Here is a 14,930-nt window from a genome sequence, read left to right as displayed (position 1 = left end):
GGGACACGGCCGTTAGCGTCGCCTAGGTGACGAACGCCATGGACCTCGAGCCGCAGCCATACATGATCCCTTTGAGTCTGGACGGGCATGAGGTCTTGAGTTTTGAACCAAGAGAGCTCTCCGGCTGGGGCTCTTATTTCTCTGATGAGATAGAGCAGGCCGGTATTCGGATGTACATCAGAATTGGCCCGCGCAACGAGGGGCAGGAATTCCCCGAAGTCGTATTTGTTGACGGCAAGCCGGGTGTACGAATGGGGCCACCGGCCATCACCTCGGAAGTTCCGTTAGAGATCCGCGAAGTGCGCATGGTGGCGGAGAGCGGAGCCGACGCGAGCAGCAGCGTATGGCGCGTCTTCCCATGGGGCCGCATTGAGGCGGCGATCAACCAGCCTATCCACCGTCAGGTGCTTGACCGCTGGGTTCAGCCAGCGTTCTCCGTAGCCGAAGCCCTTCCGGGAGAGCTGGTCTCGTTTCATATCCGCCCGGCTCCCGTGAAGCTGGAGAAGCCGAACCTGCAGCTGGATATTCCAGACGACTATCGTAAACCAGACGAGTTCTATCAGCGAGTAGCGGACCTCTTTCTTTGGCTTGCCGCGATCACTTCACGTCCCGCTCAAGAAATCGCCGAAGCCAACCAGGTAAAGCCGTCAACTGTTCATAGGTGGATCAGCGAAGCAAAAGCCCGAGGGTTGCTTGTACTGCCCAGCGAAAGGTCTGGACTGAAAGGGCGCTTCGCTCAAAAGAAGGAACTGGAAGCCGCGCAGGCCGCTGTTGACGATAGCCGTGAGCGGCTCATACAGGAGATCGTTGATGCTGGCGGCGAGTACAGCGAAGGCCCGCCCCCGCCCAAGGAGTAACCGTGAAGCCGTACAAGGCGTGTTCCTGCCGCGACCCTCAGGCCGGCCGACTGCTCGGCAACGCCTGCCCCGACCTCAAGCTGTACGAGACCGACAAGGACGGCGCCCCCAAGCTCGACAGGAACGGCCAGCCACGGTGGCGATGGAACCCCAAGCACGGCGCCTGGTACGCCCGCTACGAAGCACCCCGCGGAGCCGATGGCCGCCGCCGCCAGCCCCGCGTCGGCCCGTTCTCCACAGAGAAGGAGTGCATGGCCGCCCTCGCCGAGGCGCGCGGCCAGGTGTCCAGCGGGCAGCACGTCGACGACCGGGCGTTGAAGGTGAGCGACTACCTGACGCAGTACATCGCCGGCCGCGAAGCCGTTGAGGATGACCTGGCCCGGTCGACGCTCGAAAGCTACCGTGAGGCCATCGACCTGTACTTTCGCCCCGGTCTCGGCCACCACCGGCTGATCGACCTGCGCGACCAGCACATCCGCGAGTTGTACGCGGCCATGCGGAAAATCAACCGGCCTGAGGCCGCCGACGACCGCTCTGACCTGATGCGCCGGCTCGTCGAGGCGCGGGCGACCCGGCACGGCCGCAGCTACTCCACCCGGCCGCTCACCGCCGCCCGGATCAAGCGCATGCACGCGGTACTGTCCAAAGCGCTCAACGACGCGGTGCGGGCCAAGAAGCTGTCCAACAACCCGGCGAGCGTGATCAGCTTCGGCAAGGCGCGCAAGGCCAAACCGCTGCTGTGGACGGCCGAGCGGGTCGCACGGTGGGGCGAGACCGGCAAGACGCCGGCCCGGGTCATGGTGTGGACGCAGCACCAGTGCGGCGCCTTCCTCGACATCACCGCGGAGGAATGGCTACATCCGCTGTTCCAGCTCGCGGCCTACTGGGGGTTGCGCCGCGGCGAGCTGGTCGGCCTCGAATGGGGAGACGTCGGCCTCGACACCCGGCGCGTGCACATCCGCCAGGCGCAGCCCGACGACGAGCTCGACGACACCAAGACCGAGAACTCCGACCGTGTGATCACGATCGACGAGGAGACCGCGGCCACCCTCAAGGCATGGCGGAAGCGGCAGACGGCCAAGCGTCTGGAGTGGGGTGAAGCGTGGGTCGACTCGGGGCGGGTCTTCACGAAGGAAAACGGCGAGCCGCTGCGACCCGAGTACGTCTCGGAGCGGTTCGGCACCCTCGCGGCCCGCGCCGGTCTCCCGCCGGTGCGCTTCCACGATCTTCGGCACGGGGCGGCAACGATGCTGCTCACCGCTGGCGTCCCGATCAAGGTCATTTCGGAGATTCTCGGCCACGCCACGTCGTCGTTCACGAGCGACGTGTACACCTCGGTGGCCGAGGAGCTGTCGGAGCAGGCCGCCGCGGCGATCGCCGCCTTCGTGCCGCGCCAGAAACGGAACACGGCCGTGCGTGCCATCAATGTGCCATCAGAGGCCAGCAATGACCTCTGAAATGACGAAGGGAGTCCGTGATCTCTCACGAACTCCCTGGTCACAGCGGAGGCTCGGGGATTTGAACCCCGGATGGGCGGTAAACCCAAACCGCATTAGCAGTGCGGCGCCATAGACCTGACTAGGCGAAGCCTCCTGGTTGCCGTTCGGCTCAGCACAGAGTACCGGCCATCCGGCGAGGCGGCAAAGCGGTTGTCGATCGCGTCCCGGGCAAGGGTTGGGGAAGAGTTATCCACAGATGGTGGATAACTCTTCCCTGCCCTGTGGACAAGTCGGGGAGTCCGCAGACGGGGAGGGCGGAAGTGCTGTGGATTCCCAACCGGTGGGACGCTGCATCTCACGCAATGGACGATTTCAGCGGGTTCTCGCCACCCCGGAAGAACTGGGCTCGCCGCCCCGGGAAGACCCGGGCTCGCCGCCTCCAGGAAGATCCGGGCTCGCCGTCCCGGGAAGACCCGGGCGACCCCGGGCCGCCCGTGAGGATCAGGCGGCCGGGTTGGCCTCGCCCTCGATCTCGATCTTGATTTTCTTGCCGACCAGGACGCCACCGGTCTCCAGCGCCTGGTTCCAGGTCAGACCGAACTCCTCGCGGTCGATCTCGCCGGTGATCGAGAAGCCCCAGAGGGTCTGTCCCCACGGGTTGGTGCCGGCGCCGCCGTACTCGACGGTCAGCTCGACCGGCTTGGTGACGTCACGGATGGTGAGGTCGCCGGCGAGGGTGAACTCGTCGCCGGAGTGGCCGAGCACGCGGGTGCTGCGGAAGGTCAGGTCGGGGAACTTGTCGGCGCCCAGGAAGTCGTCGCCGCGCAGGTGGTTGTCGCGGTCGGGGGCACCGGTGTTGATGCTCTCCGCCTTGATCGTGATCTCCGCGGAGGAGTCCAGCGGGTTCTCGGCGATGGTGACGGTGCCCGCGAACTCACCGAAGTGGCCGCGAACCTTGCTCACCATCATGTGCTTGACGAGGAAACCGACCCGGGTGTGGGCGGCGTCGAGAACGTAGGTGCCCGCGGCGGGAATCTGGAGGTTCTCCCAGGTGCGAGTGGTCATGCTGTGCTCCCGAGGGGTCGTTGCTGTGCAGATGGTTGCGACAACAGATTTCTACATGAGGAATATTCCTCACGTCAACTATCGTCGGATAGGGTGTGAACGTGATCCCCTTTGACGACTCCCGCCTCACGGCCATGGGCCTGCTCACCGAGGTCCACAGCGGCATGGCGGCGAAGACGAGCGTGCTCTTCGCGACCGCGGGACTCTCGGTGATCGACTTCGAGACACTGATCCGGCTGGCGCGTTCACCAGGGCAGCGGCTGCGCATGAGTGACCTGGCGGCGCAGACCAGCCTGTCCACGAGCGGGGTCACCCGGGTCGTCGACAGGCTGGAGCGCGAGGGACTGGTCGCCAGGCAGGCGTGCACCACCGACCGGCGTACCTCCTACGCGGTCCTCACCGAGGCCGGGACGGACCGGCTCGGCGGCGTCCTGCCCCAGCATCTCGCCGACATCGAGACCTGGTTCACCGGGCTGCTCTCCCCCGAGCAGCTCGATGCCTTCCTGGACACGCTCCGCATCCTCCGCGACGCTGTACGGCCCTGTGCGACCGCGGGAGCGGAAGGGGCGTCCACCGCCGAGCTCGCCGGGACGGAGTGCCCCGGCCCTCGCGACGCCGAGGGGCGTTGAACGACCGGGAAAGAGCGTCCCGCGACGGTCACCGGACGCCCTGGAAAACCGCACCGTCGAAGAGACCGCACCACCGAAGAGACCGGCCGTGGAAGAGATCCACCGCCGAAGAGACCGGCCACCGAAGAGAGCGCGCCGTCGAAGAGAGCGGACATTCCCAAAAGTGCCCGGCGCGGAACGTCAGGTCTGGGGTTCCAGCCGCCGGTTCTCCGGCGGGGCCAGGTCGCCGCGGAGCTTGGCCATCCCGCGCGAGACCGTGCTCTTGACCGTTCCGACGCTGATGCCCAGCGTCCTGGCGATCTCCAGCTCGGTCATGTCCTCGTAGTAGCGCAGGACGACGGCGGTCCGCATCCGGACGGGCAACCGGTCCAGCGCCTGCTCGACCCGTTCCGGCAGGTGCCTGTCGCCCGGGACCGCGGGCTCGGGGAGGTGCTCGGAGGGGTACTCCTCCAGTTTCCGCCGCCGCCACCAGGAGATGTTGATGTTGACCATCGCACGCCGCACGTAGCCGTCCAGCGCGGCGCGGTCCTGGATGCGGTCCCAGGCGAGGTAGGTCTTGACCAGTGCGGCCTGGAGCAGGTCCTCGGCGTCGCTGGGGTGGCCGGTGAGCCGGTGGGCGGCGCGCAGCAGTGTCGGGCCGCGGGCGACGACGTACTCGCGGAACTCCTCGTCGACTCCGCCGGCCACCGCGATCACCGCCCCGCGCTCCGGGTGCTCATGATGGCCACGATCGCAGCCGGAATCCATACTGCGGCTGAACCGGAACCTATATTTCATCCATAAAGGGCAAAGATCGGTTTCGATGGATGATGGACCGCATCCAAGGCATAGAGAACGGTTTGTCATCGGACGGACACCAATGCGTTCCACCAGGAAGGGGAACTTTAGTACCGGGGCGGACACCTACCCCGATTATTGGTGGAGCGGACAGCGGGATTCCGCGAAGCATGTGACGCTGGCTGCCACACCTCGCAGAACCTGGGGAGCGACGATGCCCTATCACAGCGCCGATCGCCGCCGCGTGCTGGCGGCGGCCGCGCTCGGCCGGACCGTCCAGGAGCCGGGACCTCTCCCCTTCGAAGGCGAGCTCCTGCACTCGATCAGCGGTACGGTCCTGGACGTCAGCCCGCATCTGATCGTCATCGACACCCCCGACGGCCGCGAGGAGCGGCTCGTCATCGCCCCCTGGGCGACCGCCTGGCGGGGGGAGTCCATCAGCCCGGCCGACCTGCCGGTCGGTTCCAACGTGATCATCAAGGCGTTGCGGGCCGGCCGGGTGGTGGACCGGATCTGGGCGGACATCACCAGGATCACCGGGGTGATCCAGTCGATCGGCTCCGAGGGCAAGGACCGCACGGTGGAGCTGTACTGCGGGCCGCACCGCGGTCGGCGCACCATCGTCATCCCCTACCGTTCGTCGGGACGGCTCCGGGTGAGGCATCCCCGGTTCGAGCCGGGGTACCTGTTCGACGCCATCGGGGTACGGGAGGGCGGCGTGTCGCAGGCCCGGCTGCCCGCGACCTCGCAGCCGCCCTACAGGTGGACGGCGGTCCCGGCGCCCTCCCCCGGGTACGGCGGCGTGCAGTCGCGCATCTCGGGCACGGCGACCTGGTCGGACACCTTCGACGACGACGAGCAGGGGGTGGCCTACCCCATGCTGGAGCGGGGCGACACGGCGTGCGAGGACGCCGGGGTGTCGTGCACCGGGTTGCCGTACCTCGCGCTGGGTTCGATGCTCAACGTGCGCAACGTCTGCGCCGGGCGCACCTCCGTCCTGCCGATCGTGGGGTGCGGCTGCCTGGCCGGCCGGTTCTGCGACCGCTGCCTGGAGTGCGGGACGTCCCCGCGCGGCCGGATCCTGGAACTGTCACCGCACTCCTTCGTGGAGCTCGGCGGAGACCTGACCACCGGGTGCTTCAACGCCCGGCTCGGAATGGGGTGACACAGATGCTGACGACGATCGCCATGGGGCAGTTGCCCGTCGTGCTCCTGCTGCTGGCCGCCGGTACGGCCGCGAAGGCCTGGACGGTCGCGCGGGCGGCGGAGCCGGGCACGCTGAGCAGGCTGGGGCCCGCCGTGCTGGTGACCGAACGCTGGCGCCCGATCGCGATGCTCGGGTGCGCGGTCGGCGAGCTGGTCCTGGTGGGCGGCCTGCTGGCGACCGGGCATCCGTTCTTCCGGTGGGGGACGGCCGCGTTCTTCGCCGTCTCCACCTACGTCCTGTGGGAGCTGCGCCGCCGTCGGCCGGACGCGGGCTGCGGCTGCTTCGGCGAGGTCAGCGCCATCCCGGTGGGCCGGCGGTCGCTGGGCCGGACGGTGGTGCTGACGGCCATGTCCACGGGGCTGGTCTGGCTTCCCGCGGTCCCCGGCTGGGAGATGATGGCCGCGATGACGTGGGGTCACGTCCCGGCCACGCTCGGCGGGCTGCTGCTGCTGGCCGCGCTCTCCCCGGAGATCGAGGAGGCCGTGGCCAGGCTCCGCCACCGGGCGCCCTGCGAGCAGCGCCGTCTGGACCCGGTCACCGCGCTCGGCCGGCTGCGGTCGAGCACGGTCTGGCGCTCGCACGCGGAGCTGTTGTCGGGCACGGAGCCGGTCGACAGCTGGCGCGAGCTGTGCTGGCGGTTCTTCGTCTACCCGGGACGCAGTCACACCGGCGACGCCGTCGACGTGGTCTTCGCGGTCTACCTGAGCGGGCGGCACCCGGCGGTGCGGGTGGCCATGGTCGGCTCCGACGGCCGTCCGGTGGCGGGTGAGCCTCTCGGCGAATCTCTACCGATATCGGCGGGACGCTAGAGAGCCCTAGATTTTTCTAGGGCAGCACGATGTGACTCTATACGGCTCTCTAGCTTCCCCACTAGAGAGCCGTATAGAGGGCTATCGGCACCTTCACAGGATATCGAACATGCGTTCGTCATACCGGTTGTGAGCGCAGGAATTTTCCAAAATGTGGCACGGTGAAGGCGATCAGCCCGCGCTCGGCGCTGTAGATCAGACCCTTCTTGATCAAGCTGTCACGCGCCGGGGAGAGGCTGGACGGCTTGCGCCCCAGCCCCTCGGCCACCTCGGACGTCGCCACCGGCTCGTCGCCGATGGCGGCCATGGCGTGCATGTAGTCCCGCTCGGCGGGGGTGGCCCTCTCGTAGCGGCTGCCGAAGAACCCGACCGCGAGTTCCTCCTCGGCCTCGGGCGCGGAGACCCTGATGTCCTCGGCGGTGATCGGGCTGCGCAGCGCCAGGTCCCAGGCGACCTTGCCGTACGCCTGGACGAAGTAGGGATAGCCGTCGGCCGCCACGTAGAGGGCGTCGAGGGCGTCCTGGGTGAACTCCACCCCTTCGCTCTCGGCCGGGGCGATGAGCGCCAGGTCGGCGGCCTCGCGGTCGAGACGGTCGATCCGGGCGTAGCGGAAGAGCCGCTCGGAGTAGCTCTTGCTGGCCGAGAGCACGCTGGGCAGGTGCGGCAGTCCCGCGCCGACCACGATCAGCGGGCCACCGCTCTGGGAGAGCTCGTGACAGGCCGCGCAGAGCGCCGAGACGTCGGGGGCCTGTACGTCCTGCATCTCGTCGATGAAGAGCGCGATGCCGACCCCGAGGTCGGTGGCGACCGCGGCGGCGTCGACGAACAGCTCGGTGAGGTCGATCTCCAGGTCCCCGGAGTCGGCGCGCCCGCGACCGGCGGGCACGTCGATCGCGGGTGACCAGTGCGAGGTGCCCTTGGCGGCGGACGGGTCGCGCATCGCGAACGCCTTGAGCACGCCGAGGAACTCCTCGATGCGCTCGGGCGCCCGATGTCGCGGGGCCAGCTCCCTGACCGCCATGTGCATGGCGGCGGCCACCGGGCGGCGGATCGACTGGTCCGGCCGGGCCTCGATCTTGCCGGTGCCCCAGAGCCGCTGCATGGCCATCGACTTGAAGGTGTTGAGCAGGACGGTCTTGCCCACGCCGCGCAGCCCGGTGACCACCATGCTGCGCTCCGGGCGGCCACGGGCCACCCGCTCCAGCACGATCTCGAACTGCTGGAGCTCGCGGTCACGTCCGGCGAGCTCCGGGGGGCGCTGCCCGGCACCGGGCGCGTAGGGATTGCGAACGGGGTCCACGCTCTCGGACTTTATGACGGGATATAGCGGTCGGCTTAGATTTCCGTAGAAAGACCTACGGCGTGTCGCCGCACGGTCCGCCCGATCGGGGGCGGGAGGGGCGGGCGCGGTGGGCGAGATCGCGAGCATCACCGTGCACCCCCCTTCACCTGGGCGGACGTCAGACCGAACCCGTGTTCGATCCCGTGCCCATGACTGTAGCGCGGGTTCGAACACAGGCGCGATACGTTTCGGTGAAAAGCCTCCCCAAGGAATCCGGGTTCCGTGCCACCCGCCCGCGGACCGAGGCCGCTCGCCCGCGGACCGGGGCCACCCGCCTCGGGCCGAGGCCGCTCGCCCCCGGGCCGAGGCGATTCGCCCGCGGACCGAGACCGCTCGCCTACGAACCGGGCCGGATCCGCGCGACCGTCACGGGACGTCCACGGCGTACCGCCTCACTCCCGGACGGTCAGCCCCATCGAGCGCGCGGTACCGGCGACGATCTTCTCGGCCTGGTCGAGGTCGGTGGTGTTGAGGTCGGGCAGCTTGGTCCTGGCGACCTCCCGCAGCTGCGCGCGGGTGATCGTGCCCACCGCCTGGTGACCGGGGCGGGAGGCGCCCCCCTCCAGGCCGATCACCCGGCGGATCAGCGAGGCCGTGGTGGGCATCTTGATCGTCAGCTCGAACGAGCGGTCCTCGAACACGGTGACGACGACGGGGACGACGAACCCCCGCCGGTCCTGGGTGGCCTCGTTGTACCGGCGGCAGAACTCCATGAGGTTCAGGCCCAGCGGGCCCAGGTCCTTGCCGACGGCGGCGGGACCGGCCTCGCCGGCCGGGAGGTGGAGGGTGGCGATCCGGTTGATCTGCTTTTTCGACATGCCGGGGACGCTAAAGTCTCCCGTAACTGGAGACTCAACGGAATAATCACGCCATGAGCTACACGATCGGACAGCTCGCCAGGCTCTCCGGGCTGCCGGTGAAGACGATCCGGTTCTACTCCGACATCGGGGTGCTCCCCGAGCGCGGCCGTACCCGCGGCGGCTACCGCCTCTACGGCGACGAGGACCGCGGGCGGCTGGAACTCGTCAGGACGCTGCGCGAGATCGGCGTCGACCTGGCGACCATCAGGTCACTCGGCGAGCGCGACCTGGGCGAGGTGCTCTCCCTGCACCTCCGTACGGTGGAGACGCAGATCAGGGCGCTGCAGCGGACCCGGGCGGTGCTCAGGGCCACGCTGGAGCGGGACGAGCCCACCGACGACGACCTGCGCCGGCTCAACGCCCTCGGGCGGCTCGGCGCGGCGGAGACGACGAAGCTGGTGAACGAGTTCGTCGACGACGTCGCCGGCGAGAACGCCGCCAGGCAGGAGTGGCTCGGCGGCCTGCGCGCGGCCATGGTGCCCGAGCTGCCGGACGAGCCGGGCATCGAGCAGCTCGACGCCTGGCTGGAGCTGACCGAGCTGCTCGGCGACGACGACTTCCGCGCCGGTCTGCGCGAGATGGGCGGCGACTTCTGGGAGAACGCCGACCGGCTCGACCCGGCGGCCTTGATCGAGGCCGACACGCTGGTCACGAGAACGGCGCTGGACGCGGTACGGGACGGCGTGGCCCCGGGGTCACAGGCCGCCGCGCCCGTCGTGGCCGGGATCGTCGCGGTCCTGGCGGAGGCGCGGGGGTGCGCCCCGGAGGTGATCGTGCGCAACTACGCCGAGCACGACCCGCGCGCCGGGCGATACTGGGAGCTGGTGGCCGTGGTCAACGGCACACCCTGGCCGCCGGAGTCCGTGGTCGCCCACGAGTGGATCGCCGCCGCGGCGGCCTCCCACCTCGGGTGACCGGTCGTTACAATGGTTTTTTGTCGCTTTTGTCTGTTTTTCGAGGGGGGCGGCACATGCCAGGTTCCAGATTCGCGATCCGTACGCGGGCCGCGCTCGCGACGGCCACGGGCTGCCTGACCGTGGCCGCGTGCGGCGTCGCGACCTCCCCGGCCGCCTCTCCGGCCACCTCCGCTCCGGTGGCGCCCCCCTCGGCGAGCCCGTCCGCGACCGGGGTGGCCGTCCCGGAGCCGACCGGCGCGACGCCCACGGCCGCGACACCGACGGCCGGTCCGTCCACCACGGCGTCGCCGGCCCCGGCGGGCCCGCCGGAGTTCTCCGCGAAGGTCTCCCGGGTCACCCGCGAACGGCTCCGGTACTCCTGGCGGCCCGGATGCCCGGTCCCGGTCGGCGACCTGCGGCTGATCACGATGACCTACTGGGGCTTCGACGATAGGCCGCACACCGGCGAGCTGGTCGTGCACGAGGAGGCCGTCGACGACATCGTCTCCGTCTTCCGCCGCCTGTACGGCTGGCGCTGGCCGATCTACAGGATGCGGCTCGTCGACGTCTACAAGGGCGACGACTTCGCCTCGATCGACGCCGACAACACCTCGGCCTTCAACTGCCGCCCGGCCACGGGGTCGAGCAGCTGGTCCAGGCACGCCTACGGCCGGGCCGTCGACATCAACCCGCGCGAGAACCCGTACGTGTACGCCGACGGCTCGGGATCCCACAGCAACGCCCGCAAGTTCCTCAAGCGCCCCCTGAAGGCTCCCGGGGTGATCAACCCGGGCGACCGCGTGGTCAGGGCCTTCGAACGGGAGGGCTGGGAGTGGGGCGGTGACTGGTCGGGCGTCAAGGACTACCAGCACTTCTCCATGGGCGGCGGCTGAGCTCGCAGGCGGCGCCGCCCCCTGGGACCTGAACCGCGGCTCGCCCCCTGACCCCTGAGGCCCGGCCCGCGGCTCGCCCCCTCACGCGTCCTCGTGCTCCTGCTCGTCCTCGGCATCGGCCCGGCACATCGGCGCCGGGTCACGCCTCGCGCGGTATGCGGTCGGCGGGCATGCCGGGCCCGATCACGGCCCGGATCTCGGCCGGGTCGTCCACGCGGCCGCAGTGGGCGCACACCGTCTGCCGGCCGACCTCGCCGCCGCACACCGAATGGGTGTAGAGGATCGGCGGCTCCCCGTCGGTCGCCCACCGGTCGCCCCACTCCGAGAGCGCGACCAGGGCGGGCGCGAGCGCACGCCCCTTGTCGGTCAGCAGGTACTCATGCTGCCCGGACTGCCCGGAGTGCCTGTGACGCCGCATGATCCCTGCCTCGACGAAGCCGTCGAGCCGGGCCTTGAGGACGTTGGTCGCGATGCCCAGGTTGCGCTGGAAGTCGCTGTAGCGCGTCGCCCCTCCGAACAGGGCGTCGCGGATGATCAGCAGGCTCCAGCGCTCGCCGACCATCTCCAGCGAGCGCGCGATCGAACACACCTGTGAGTCGTAGGTCTTTCCCAGCATGCGTCCGATTCTACTGAAGGTGCTTGCATCATGAAAGCGACTCGGTTACGGTTACTTGCATGATGCAAGTAAATCGGGACTTCACCGTCACCTTCCCGGTCGGCCGGACTGTGCAGGAGGCCTTCGAGCCGGATCACCGGCCTGGCCGCCACCGGGCCGCACGGCGCCTGACATGACCGCGACCGCGGGAAAGACCGTACCGATCACCGGGGCGTGCGCGTCCGACGACGAGGAGACCTGAAATGACCACACCGAGACTCGGCAGCATCCTTCTCGGCACCACCCGGCCGGTGGAACTACGCGACTGGTACCGCAGGGCACTGGCACCGGACCACCGGGGCGAGGGGCCGATCGATCTGGGCGGGTTCCTGCTGGTCATCGAGGAGCGCGACGACGTCGGTGCCGGGAACGGCGAGCCCGGGCGGATGATCCTCAACTTCCACGTCGACGACTTCGACGCCGTCGAGGCGCGACTGCGGGCGGCGGGCGTGGACTGGCTCGTCCCCGTCGCGGACCGCCCCTCCGGCCGCTTCGGGACGTTCGCCGACCCCGACGGGAACACCCTTCAGATCATCCGGTTCACAAGGAGCGCATGAGCGCGACGCGCCGCAGGGGTCACGGCAGCGGTCAGCCGCGCACCGGTGAGACGTTGGGCTGAAGCAGCTCCCACCGGTTGCCGTACAGGTCAGAGAAGAGGGCCACCGTGCCGTAGGGCTCGCGTCGCGGGGTCCCCTCGAAGACGATGCCCGCCGCCGTCATCCGCTCGTGGTCGTGGACGAGGTCGGCGGTGGAGAAGACCAGGCCGGTCTGGCCGCCGACGAGTGCCTCCTGCTCGGGAGTACGGGCGCGGGCGAGCAGGAGCGCCGTCTCCCGCGCGCCTCGCGGCCGTACGGTCACCCAGCGCTCGCCGTCGTCCATGAGCCTGTCCTCCAGGAGGTCGAGCCCGAGGGTCCCGGCGTAGAAGGCGACGGCCTCGTCGTAGTCACGCACGACCAGGGTGAAGAGCGCGAGATGCGTCCAGTGGGCGCCGTTCCCGAACGGGCCGGCCTGTCCGGGGTGCCGCGGCCACGCGGGCGGATCCGCGGCGAGGGCCGACTCCTGGAGATCGGTGATCGTCCGGACCACCCGGACGGCCAGCAGGCCGGCGACGATCGGCAGGACGGTGCCCGCGACGAGAGCGACGGCCTCCAGCCCGTTCAGCCTCCCCTCGACGAACCTCACGGTCACCCCGGCCACGGCCCACGACAGCAGCCAGGCCGACCACCACGCCCGGATCAGGCCGGAGCGGCGGACCCTCAGGAGATCGGTCCCGGGCCACAGGCCACCGGGCCGTGACGTGGCCCAGATGTCGTCGACGATCCCCTTGGGGACGAAGAGGCAGAGGTAGGGGATCCAGCCGAGGATCAGGTACGACGTGGGATAGGTGTGGAAGACCCCCGGGGAGATCGCGTAGGCGTTGGCACGGGCACGGAACAGCCAGCACAGGAAGGCGACCCCCGCCACGAGGTACAGGAGCCCGCCCAGGACGTACCACGTCAGGACCGCCGGCCGTGCCCACTTCTCCCCGCCGAGGAGCTGCAGCACCGACACGACGGTGGACGCGACGCAGACCAGCGCGATCGAGACGACGACGACCGTCGCGAACGGGCGGATCGGACGCAGGGGTCGAACCGGCACGGCGAACGCGCTCGTGGTCATGACATTCCTTCGACCGGGGGTGAGATCCGCGCCAGTATGCCGGATCATGACACGGCCGTACGGACGCGTCCCACGCCGTACCTCCGCTGGACGGCGGGGTCACGAACGGGACCTCGTCCGAAGGGCGCCCGCCTCCCGGGGGCGGGTCACGCGCTTCGGGCGGGTCCGCCGCGGGGCGCCGTTCCGGGGGGCTCCGGGGCCTGGGGCATCATTGGTCGCATGGCGGCCAGGGATGGGGACGGCTGGGCCCGGTGCGATCGCGGCCATCGGCACTGGGGCGTACACGGTGCCGCCGGGCTGCTGGCCGTTCACCACGACGCCGCGGGGACCCCTCACATCCTCATGCAGAAACGCGCGTACTGGAGTCACCACGGCGGCACCTGGGGACTGCCGGGCGGCGCCCGCGACAGTCACGAGAGCGGCGTCGAGGCCGCCCTGCGCGAGGCGTCCGAGGAGGCCGTGATGGACCGCACCGGCCTGCGGGTGCAGGGCGTCTACCTCGACGACCACGGCGGGTGGTCCTTCGAGACCGTCATCGCCGAGGCCTCCGGGCTGCTGCCCGTGGCCCCCGCCAACAGCGAGAGCATCGCCCTGCGCTGGCTGCCGGTCGAGAAGGTCACCACCAGGAACCTGCACCCCGGCTTCGCCGAGACCTGGCCGGAGGTCGGCCTCGCGCTCGCCCCCTCCCTCGTCGTCCTGGACGTCGCCAACGTGGTGGGCGCCCGCGCCGAGCACGGCTGGTGGAACGACCGCGCTGGGGCGGCGGCCGGGCTGCTCGCCGAGGTCGGGGCACGCGCCGCCGACGGCCTGCGGGCCGTGCCCGACCGGGTTCCCGCGCTGGAGTACTGGTTCCCCCGGGTGTCCGCGGTCGTCGAGGGCGCCGCCCGCGGTGCCGCCCCGGTGCCCGGCGTCTCGGTGATCTCCGCCCCGGGGGACGGGGACGACGCCGTCGTCCAGGTCGTACGCGACTCCCGGCCGTGGGAGCGGGTGCTGGTCGTCACCGCCGACCGCGGGCTGCGCGGACGGGTCGCGGAACTGGGCGCCGAGGTCGTCGGCCCCCGGTGGCTGCTGTCGCAGCTGTGAGGTTCCCTCCCGGCACGCAGGGACGTCACGCACGACGACCGGCCGTCACGATCGCGACCGCTCCGAGCGGCAGACGTGGAACGTCGCGCACGACGGCCGTGGCCGTCGTCACAGCCGTGACGTTCCGGCCGGGACACGCGGAACTTCTGGCACGATGAGACGCATGTCCGAGCTCCGAACCGGCCCGCGGGACACCTGGGCCCAGGACGAGATCCCGGTTCCTCCCGATTCCTGGGGCCGTCGAGGCTCCGGCGGTGCCCTGCCGTGGGGGTTCGCGCTCGTCATCGTCGCGCTGGTGGCGGGCCGGCTGCTGCTGACCCCGCACCTGACGGCACCGGCCCTGCAGACCTGGGCCACGATCTTCGTGGCGATCTGCGTGCAGGCGCTGCCGTTCCTGGTCTTCGGCGTGGCCCTGTCGGCGGCGATCACGGCGTTCGTGCCGGCGTCGTTCTGGACCAGGGCACTGCCGAAGAACCCGGCCGTGGCCGTGCCGGTCGCCGGGATGGCCGGGGCGGTGCTGCCGGGGTGTGAGTGCGCCTCCGTGCCGGTCGCCTCGGGGCTGATGGCGCGCGGGGTGGCCCCGGCCGCCGCACTGGCGTTCTTGCTGGCCTCCCCCGCGATCAACCCAATCGTGCTGGTCGCCACCGCCGTGGCCTTCCCCGGCCAGCCGCTGATGGTGGCCGCCCGGTTCGGGGCCTCGCTGGTCGTGGCGGTACTGGTCGGCTGGCTGTGGCTGAGGTTCGGCCGCAGCCAGTGGCT

16 protein-coding genes and 1 tRNA gene are annotated in these 14,930 nt (G+C 70.1%); 10 read left to right on the top strand and 7 right to left on the bottom strand.

Annotated features, from left to right (window positions below):
* Positions 1 to 26 precede the first annotated feature (26 nt).
* Positions 27 to 857: a hypothetical protein gene (locus ACIBCT_RS38715; protein WP_399197011.1), complete on the top strand. Its 831-nt coding sequence runs from the start codon at positions 27 to 29 to the stop codon at positions 855 to 857.
* Between the two features lie 2 nt (positions 858 to 859).
* Entirely contained in the window at positions 860 to 2,314 is a 1,455-nt protein-coding gene (locus tag ACIBCT_RS38710) for a tyrosine-type recombinase/integrase (RefSeq protein WP_399197010.1), read from the top strand.
* A 46-nt stretch (positions 2,315 to 2,360) separates the two neighbouring features.
* Here ACIBCT_RS38710 and ACIBCT_RS38705 read toward each other — a convergent pair.
* Positions 2,361 to 2,450 (bottom strand) — tRNA-Ser (locus ACIBCT_RS38705).
* Positions 2,451 to 2,797: 347 nt separating this feature from the next.
* Positions 2,798 to 3,361, bottom strand: coding sequence for a YceI family protein (locus tag ACIBCT_RS38700; RefSeq protein ID WP_399197009.1), 564 nt, complete (start codon positions 3,359 to 3,361; stop codon positions 2,798 to 2,800).
* Between the two features lie 101 nt (positions 3,362 to 3,462).
* Between ACIBCT_RS38700 and ACIBCT_RS38695 the strand changes: the two genes are divergently transcribed.
* On the top strand, positions 3,463 to 3,990 hold the full coding sequence (locus ACIBCT_RS38695; protein ID WP_399197008.1) for a MarR family winged helix-turn-helix transcriptional regulator: 528 nt from the start codon (positions 3,463 to 3,465) through the stop codon (positions 3,988 to 3,990).
* 180 nt (positions 3,991 to 4,170) lie between these two features.
* On the opposite strand, the gene ACIBCT_RS38690 is transcribed toward ACIBCT_RS38695, so the two are convergent.
* Positions 4,171 to 4,677 carry a SigE family RNA polymerase sigma factor gene (locus ACIBCT_RS38690; protein ID WP_399197054.1) on the bottom strand — a complete coding sequence of 169 codons (507 nt, stop codon included), beginning with the start codon at positions 4,675 to 4,677 and terminating at the stop codon, positions 4,171 to 4,173.
* Positions 4,678 to 4,981: 304 nt separating this feature from the next.
* Here ACIBCT_RS38690 and ACIBCT_RS38685 point away from each other — a divergent pair, with 304 nt between their 5' ends.
* Both ACIBCT_RS38685 and ACIBCT_RS38680 read left to right on the top strand, forming a co-directional pair.
* Positions 4,982 to 5,932, top strand: coding sequence for a hypothetical protein (locus tag ACIBCT_RS38685; RefSeq protein WP_399197007.1), 951 nt, complete (start codon positions 4,982 to 4,984; stop codon positions 5,930 to 5,932).
* Positions 5,933 to 5,937: 5 nt separating this feature from the next.
* Positions 5,938 to 6,783: a MauE/DoxX family redox-associated membrane protein gene (locus ACIBCT_RS38680; protein ID WP_399197006.1), complete on the top strand. Its 846-nt coding sequence runs from the start codon at positions 5,938 to 5,940 to the stop codon at positions 6,781 to 6,783.
* A gap of 118 nt (positions 6,784 to 6,901) precedes the next feature.
* Here ACIBCT_RS38680 and ACIBCT_RS38675 read toward each other — a convergent pair whose 3' ends face one another.
* Together ACIBCT_RS38675 and rplK are read right to left on the bottom strand one after the other, a co-directional pair.
* Entirely contained in the window at positions 6,902 to 8,083 is a 1,182-nt protein-coding gene (locus ACIBCT_RS38675) for an ATP-binding protein (RefSeq protein ID WP_344891928.1), read from the bottom strand.
* Between the two features lie 434 nt (positions 8,084 to 8,517).
* A complete protein-coding gene (gene rplK, locus ACIBCT_RS38670; RefSeq protein ID WP_399197005.1) occupies positions 8,518 to 8,943 on the bottom strand; it encodes a 50S ribosomal protein L11 in 426 nt (141 codons plus the stop codon).
* Between the two features lie 53 nt (positions 8,944 to 8,996).
* On the opposite strand from rplK, the gene ACIBCT_RS38665 reads away from it, so the two are divergent.
* Positions 8,997 to 9,899 carry a MerR family transcriptional regulator gene (locus tag ACIBCT_RS38665; protein WP_399197003.1) on the top strand — a complete coding sequence of 301 codons (903 nt, stop codon included), beginning with the start codon at positions 8,997 to 8,999 and terminating at the stop codon, positions 9,897 to 9,899.
* 56 nt (positions 9,900 to 9,955) lie between these two features.
* Positions 9,956 to 10,774 carry a M15 family metallopeptidase gene (locus ACIBCT_RS38660; protein ID WP_399197002.1) on the top strand — a complete coding sequence of 273 codons (819 nt, stop codon included), beginning with the start codon at positions 9,956 to 9,958 and terminating at the stop codon, positions 10,772 to 10,774.
* A gap of 139 nt (positions 10,775 to 10,913) precedes the next feature.
* Here the strand turns inward: ACIBCT_RS38660 and ACIBCT_RS38655 are convergent, their stop codons facing one another.
* Positions 10,914 to 11,390, bottom strand: a complete 477-nt coding sequence (locus ACIBCT_RS38655) for a winged helix-turn-helix transcriptional regulator (protein WP_399197001.1) — start codon at positions 11,388 to 11,390, stop codon at positions 10,914 to 10,916.
* 242 nt (positions 11,391 to 11,632) lie between these two features.
* Between ACIBCT_RS38655 and ACIBCT_RS38650 the strand changes: the two genes are divergently transcribed.
* Entirely contained in the window at positions 11,633 to 11,986 is a 354-nt protein-coding gene (locus ACIBCT_RS38650) for a VOC family protein (RefSeq protein ID WP_399197000.1), read from the top strand.
* A 31-nt stretch (positions 11,987 to 12,017) separates the two neighbouring features.
* Here ACIBCT_RS38650 and ACIBCT_RS38645 read toward each other — a convergent pair whose 3' ends face one another.
* Positions 12,018 to 13,088 (bottom strand): DUF4328 domain-containing protein, encoded by a 1,071-nt coding sequence (locus tag ACIBCT_RS38645; protein ID WP_399196999.1) that lies wholly within the window; start codon positions 13,086 to 13,088, stop codon positions 12,018 to 12,020.
* Positions 13,089 to 13,307: 219 nt separating this feature from the next.
* On the opposite strand from ACIBCT_RS38645, the gene ACIBCT_RS38640 reads away from it, so the two are divergent.
* Positions 13,308 to 14,171 carry an NUDIX domain-containing protein gene (locus tag ACIBCT_RS38640; protein WP_399196998.1) on the top strand — a complete coding sequence of 288 codons (864 nt, stop codon included), beginning with the start codon at positions 13,308 to 13,310 and terminating at the stop codon, positions 14,169 to 14,171.
* A gap of 163 nt (positions 14,172 to 14,334) precedes the next feature.
* A partial coding sequence (locus tag ACIBCT_RS38635) for a permease (RefSeq protein ID WP_399196997.1) occupies positions 14,335 to 14,930 on the top strand: 596 nt, incomplete at its 3' end.

The organism is Streptosporangium sp. NPDC050855 (genome assembly GCF_044456585.1).
GTDB lineage: Bacteria > Actinomycetota > Actinomycetes > Streptosporangiales > Streptosporangiaceae > Streptosporangium > Streptosporangium longisporum.
Note: the sequence above shows the minus strand (reverse complement) of the source record. Positions and strands in the feature narration are given on the sequence as shown.

Bases quoted from the DNA above. Each gene is read 5' to 3' on its own strand.
- ACIBCT_RS38700 (WP_399197009.1), bottom strand. From the start codon at position 3,361: ATGACCACTCGCACCTGGGAGAACCTCCAGATTCCCGCCGCGGGCACC.
- ACIBCT_RS38685 (WP_399197007.1), top strand. From the start codon at position 4,982: ATGCCCTATCACAGCGCCGATCGCCGCCGCGTGCTGGCGGCGGCCGCG.
- ACIBCT_RS38680 (WP_399197006.1), top strand. From the start codon at position 5,938: ATGCTGACGACGATCGCCATGGGGCAGTTGCCCGTCGTGCTCCTGCTG.
- rplK (WP_399197005.1), bottom strand. From the start codon at position 8,943: ATGTCGAAAAAGCAGATCAACCGGATCGCCACCCTCCACCTCCCGGCC.
- ACIBCT_RS38665 (WP_399197003.1), top strand. From the start codon at position 8,997: ATGAGCTACACGATCGGACAGCTCGCCAGGCTCTCCGGGCTGCCGGTG.
- ACIBCT_RS38660 (WP_399197002.1), top strand. From the start codon at position 9,956: ATGCCAGGTTCCAGATTCGCGATCCGTACGCGGGCCGCGCTCGCGACG.
- ACIBCT_RS38655 (WP_399197001.1), bottom strand. From the start codon at position 11,390: ATGCTGGGAAAGACCTACGACTCACAGGTGTGTTCGATCGCGCGCTCG.
- ACIBCT_RS38650 (WP_399197000.1), top strand. From the start codon at position 11,633: ATGACCACACCGAGACTCGGCAGCATCCTTCTCGGCACCACCCGGCCG.
- ACIBCT_RS38645 (WP_399196999.1), bottom strand. From the start codon at position 13,088: ATGACCACGAGCGCGTTCGCCGTGCCGGTTCGACCCCTGCGTCCGATC.
- ACIBCT_RS38640 (WP_399196998.1), top strand. From the start codon at position 13,308: ATGGCGGCCAGGGATGGGGACGGCTGGGCCCGGTGCGATCGCGGCCAT.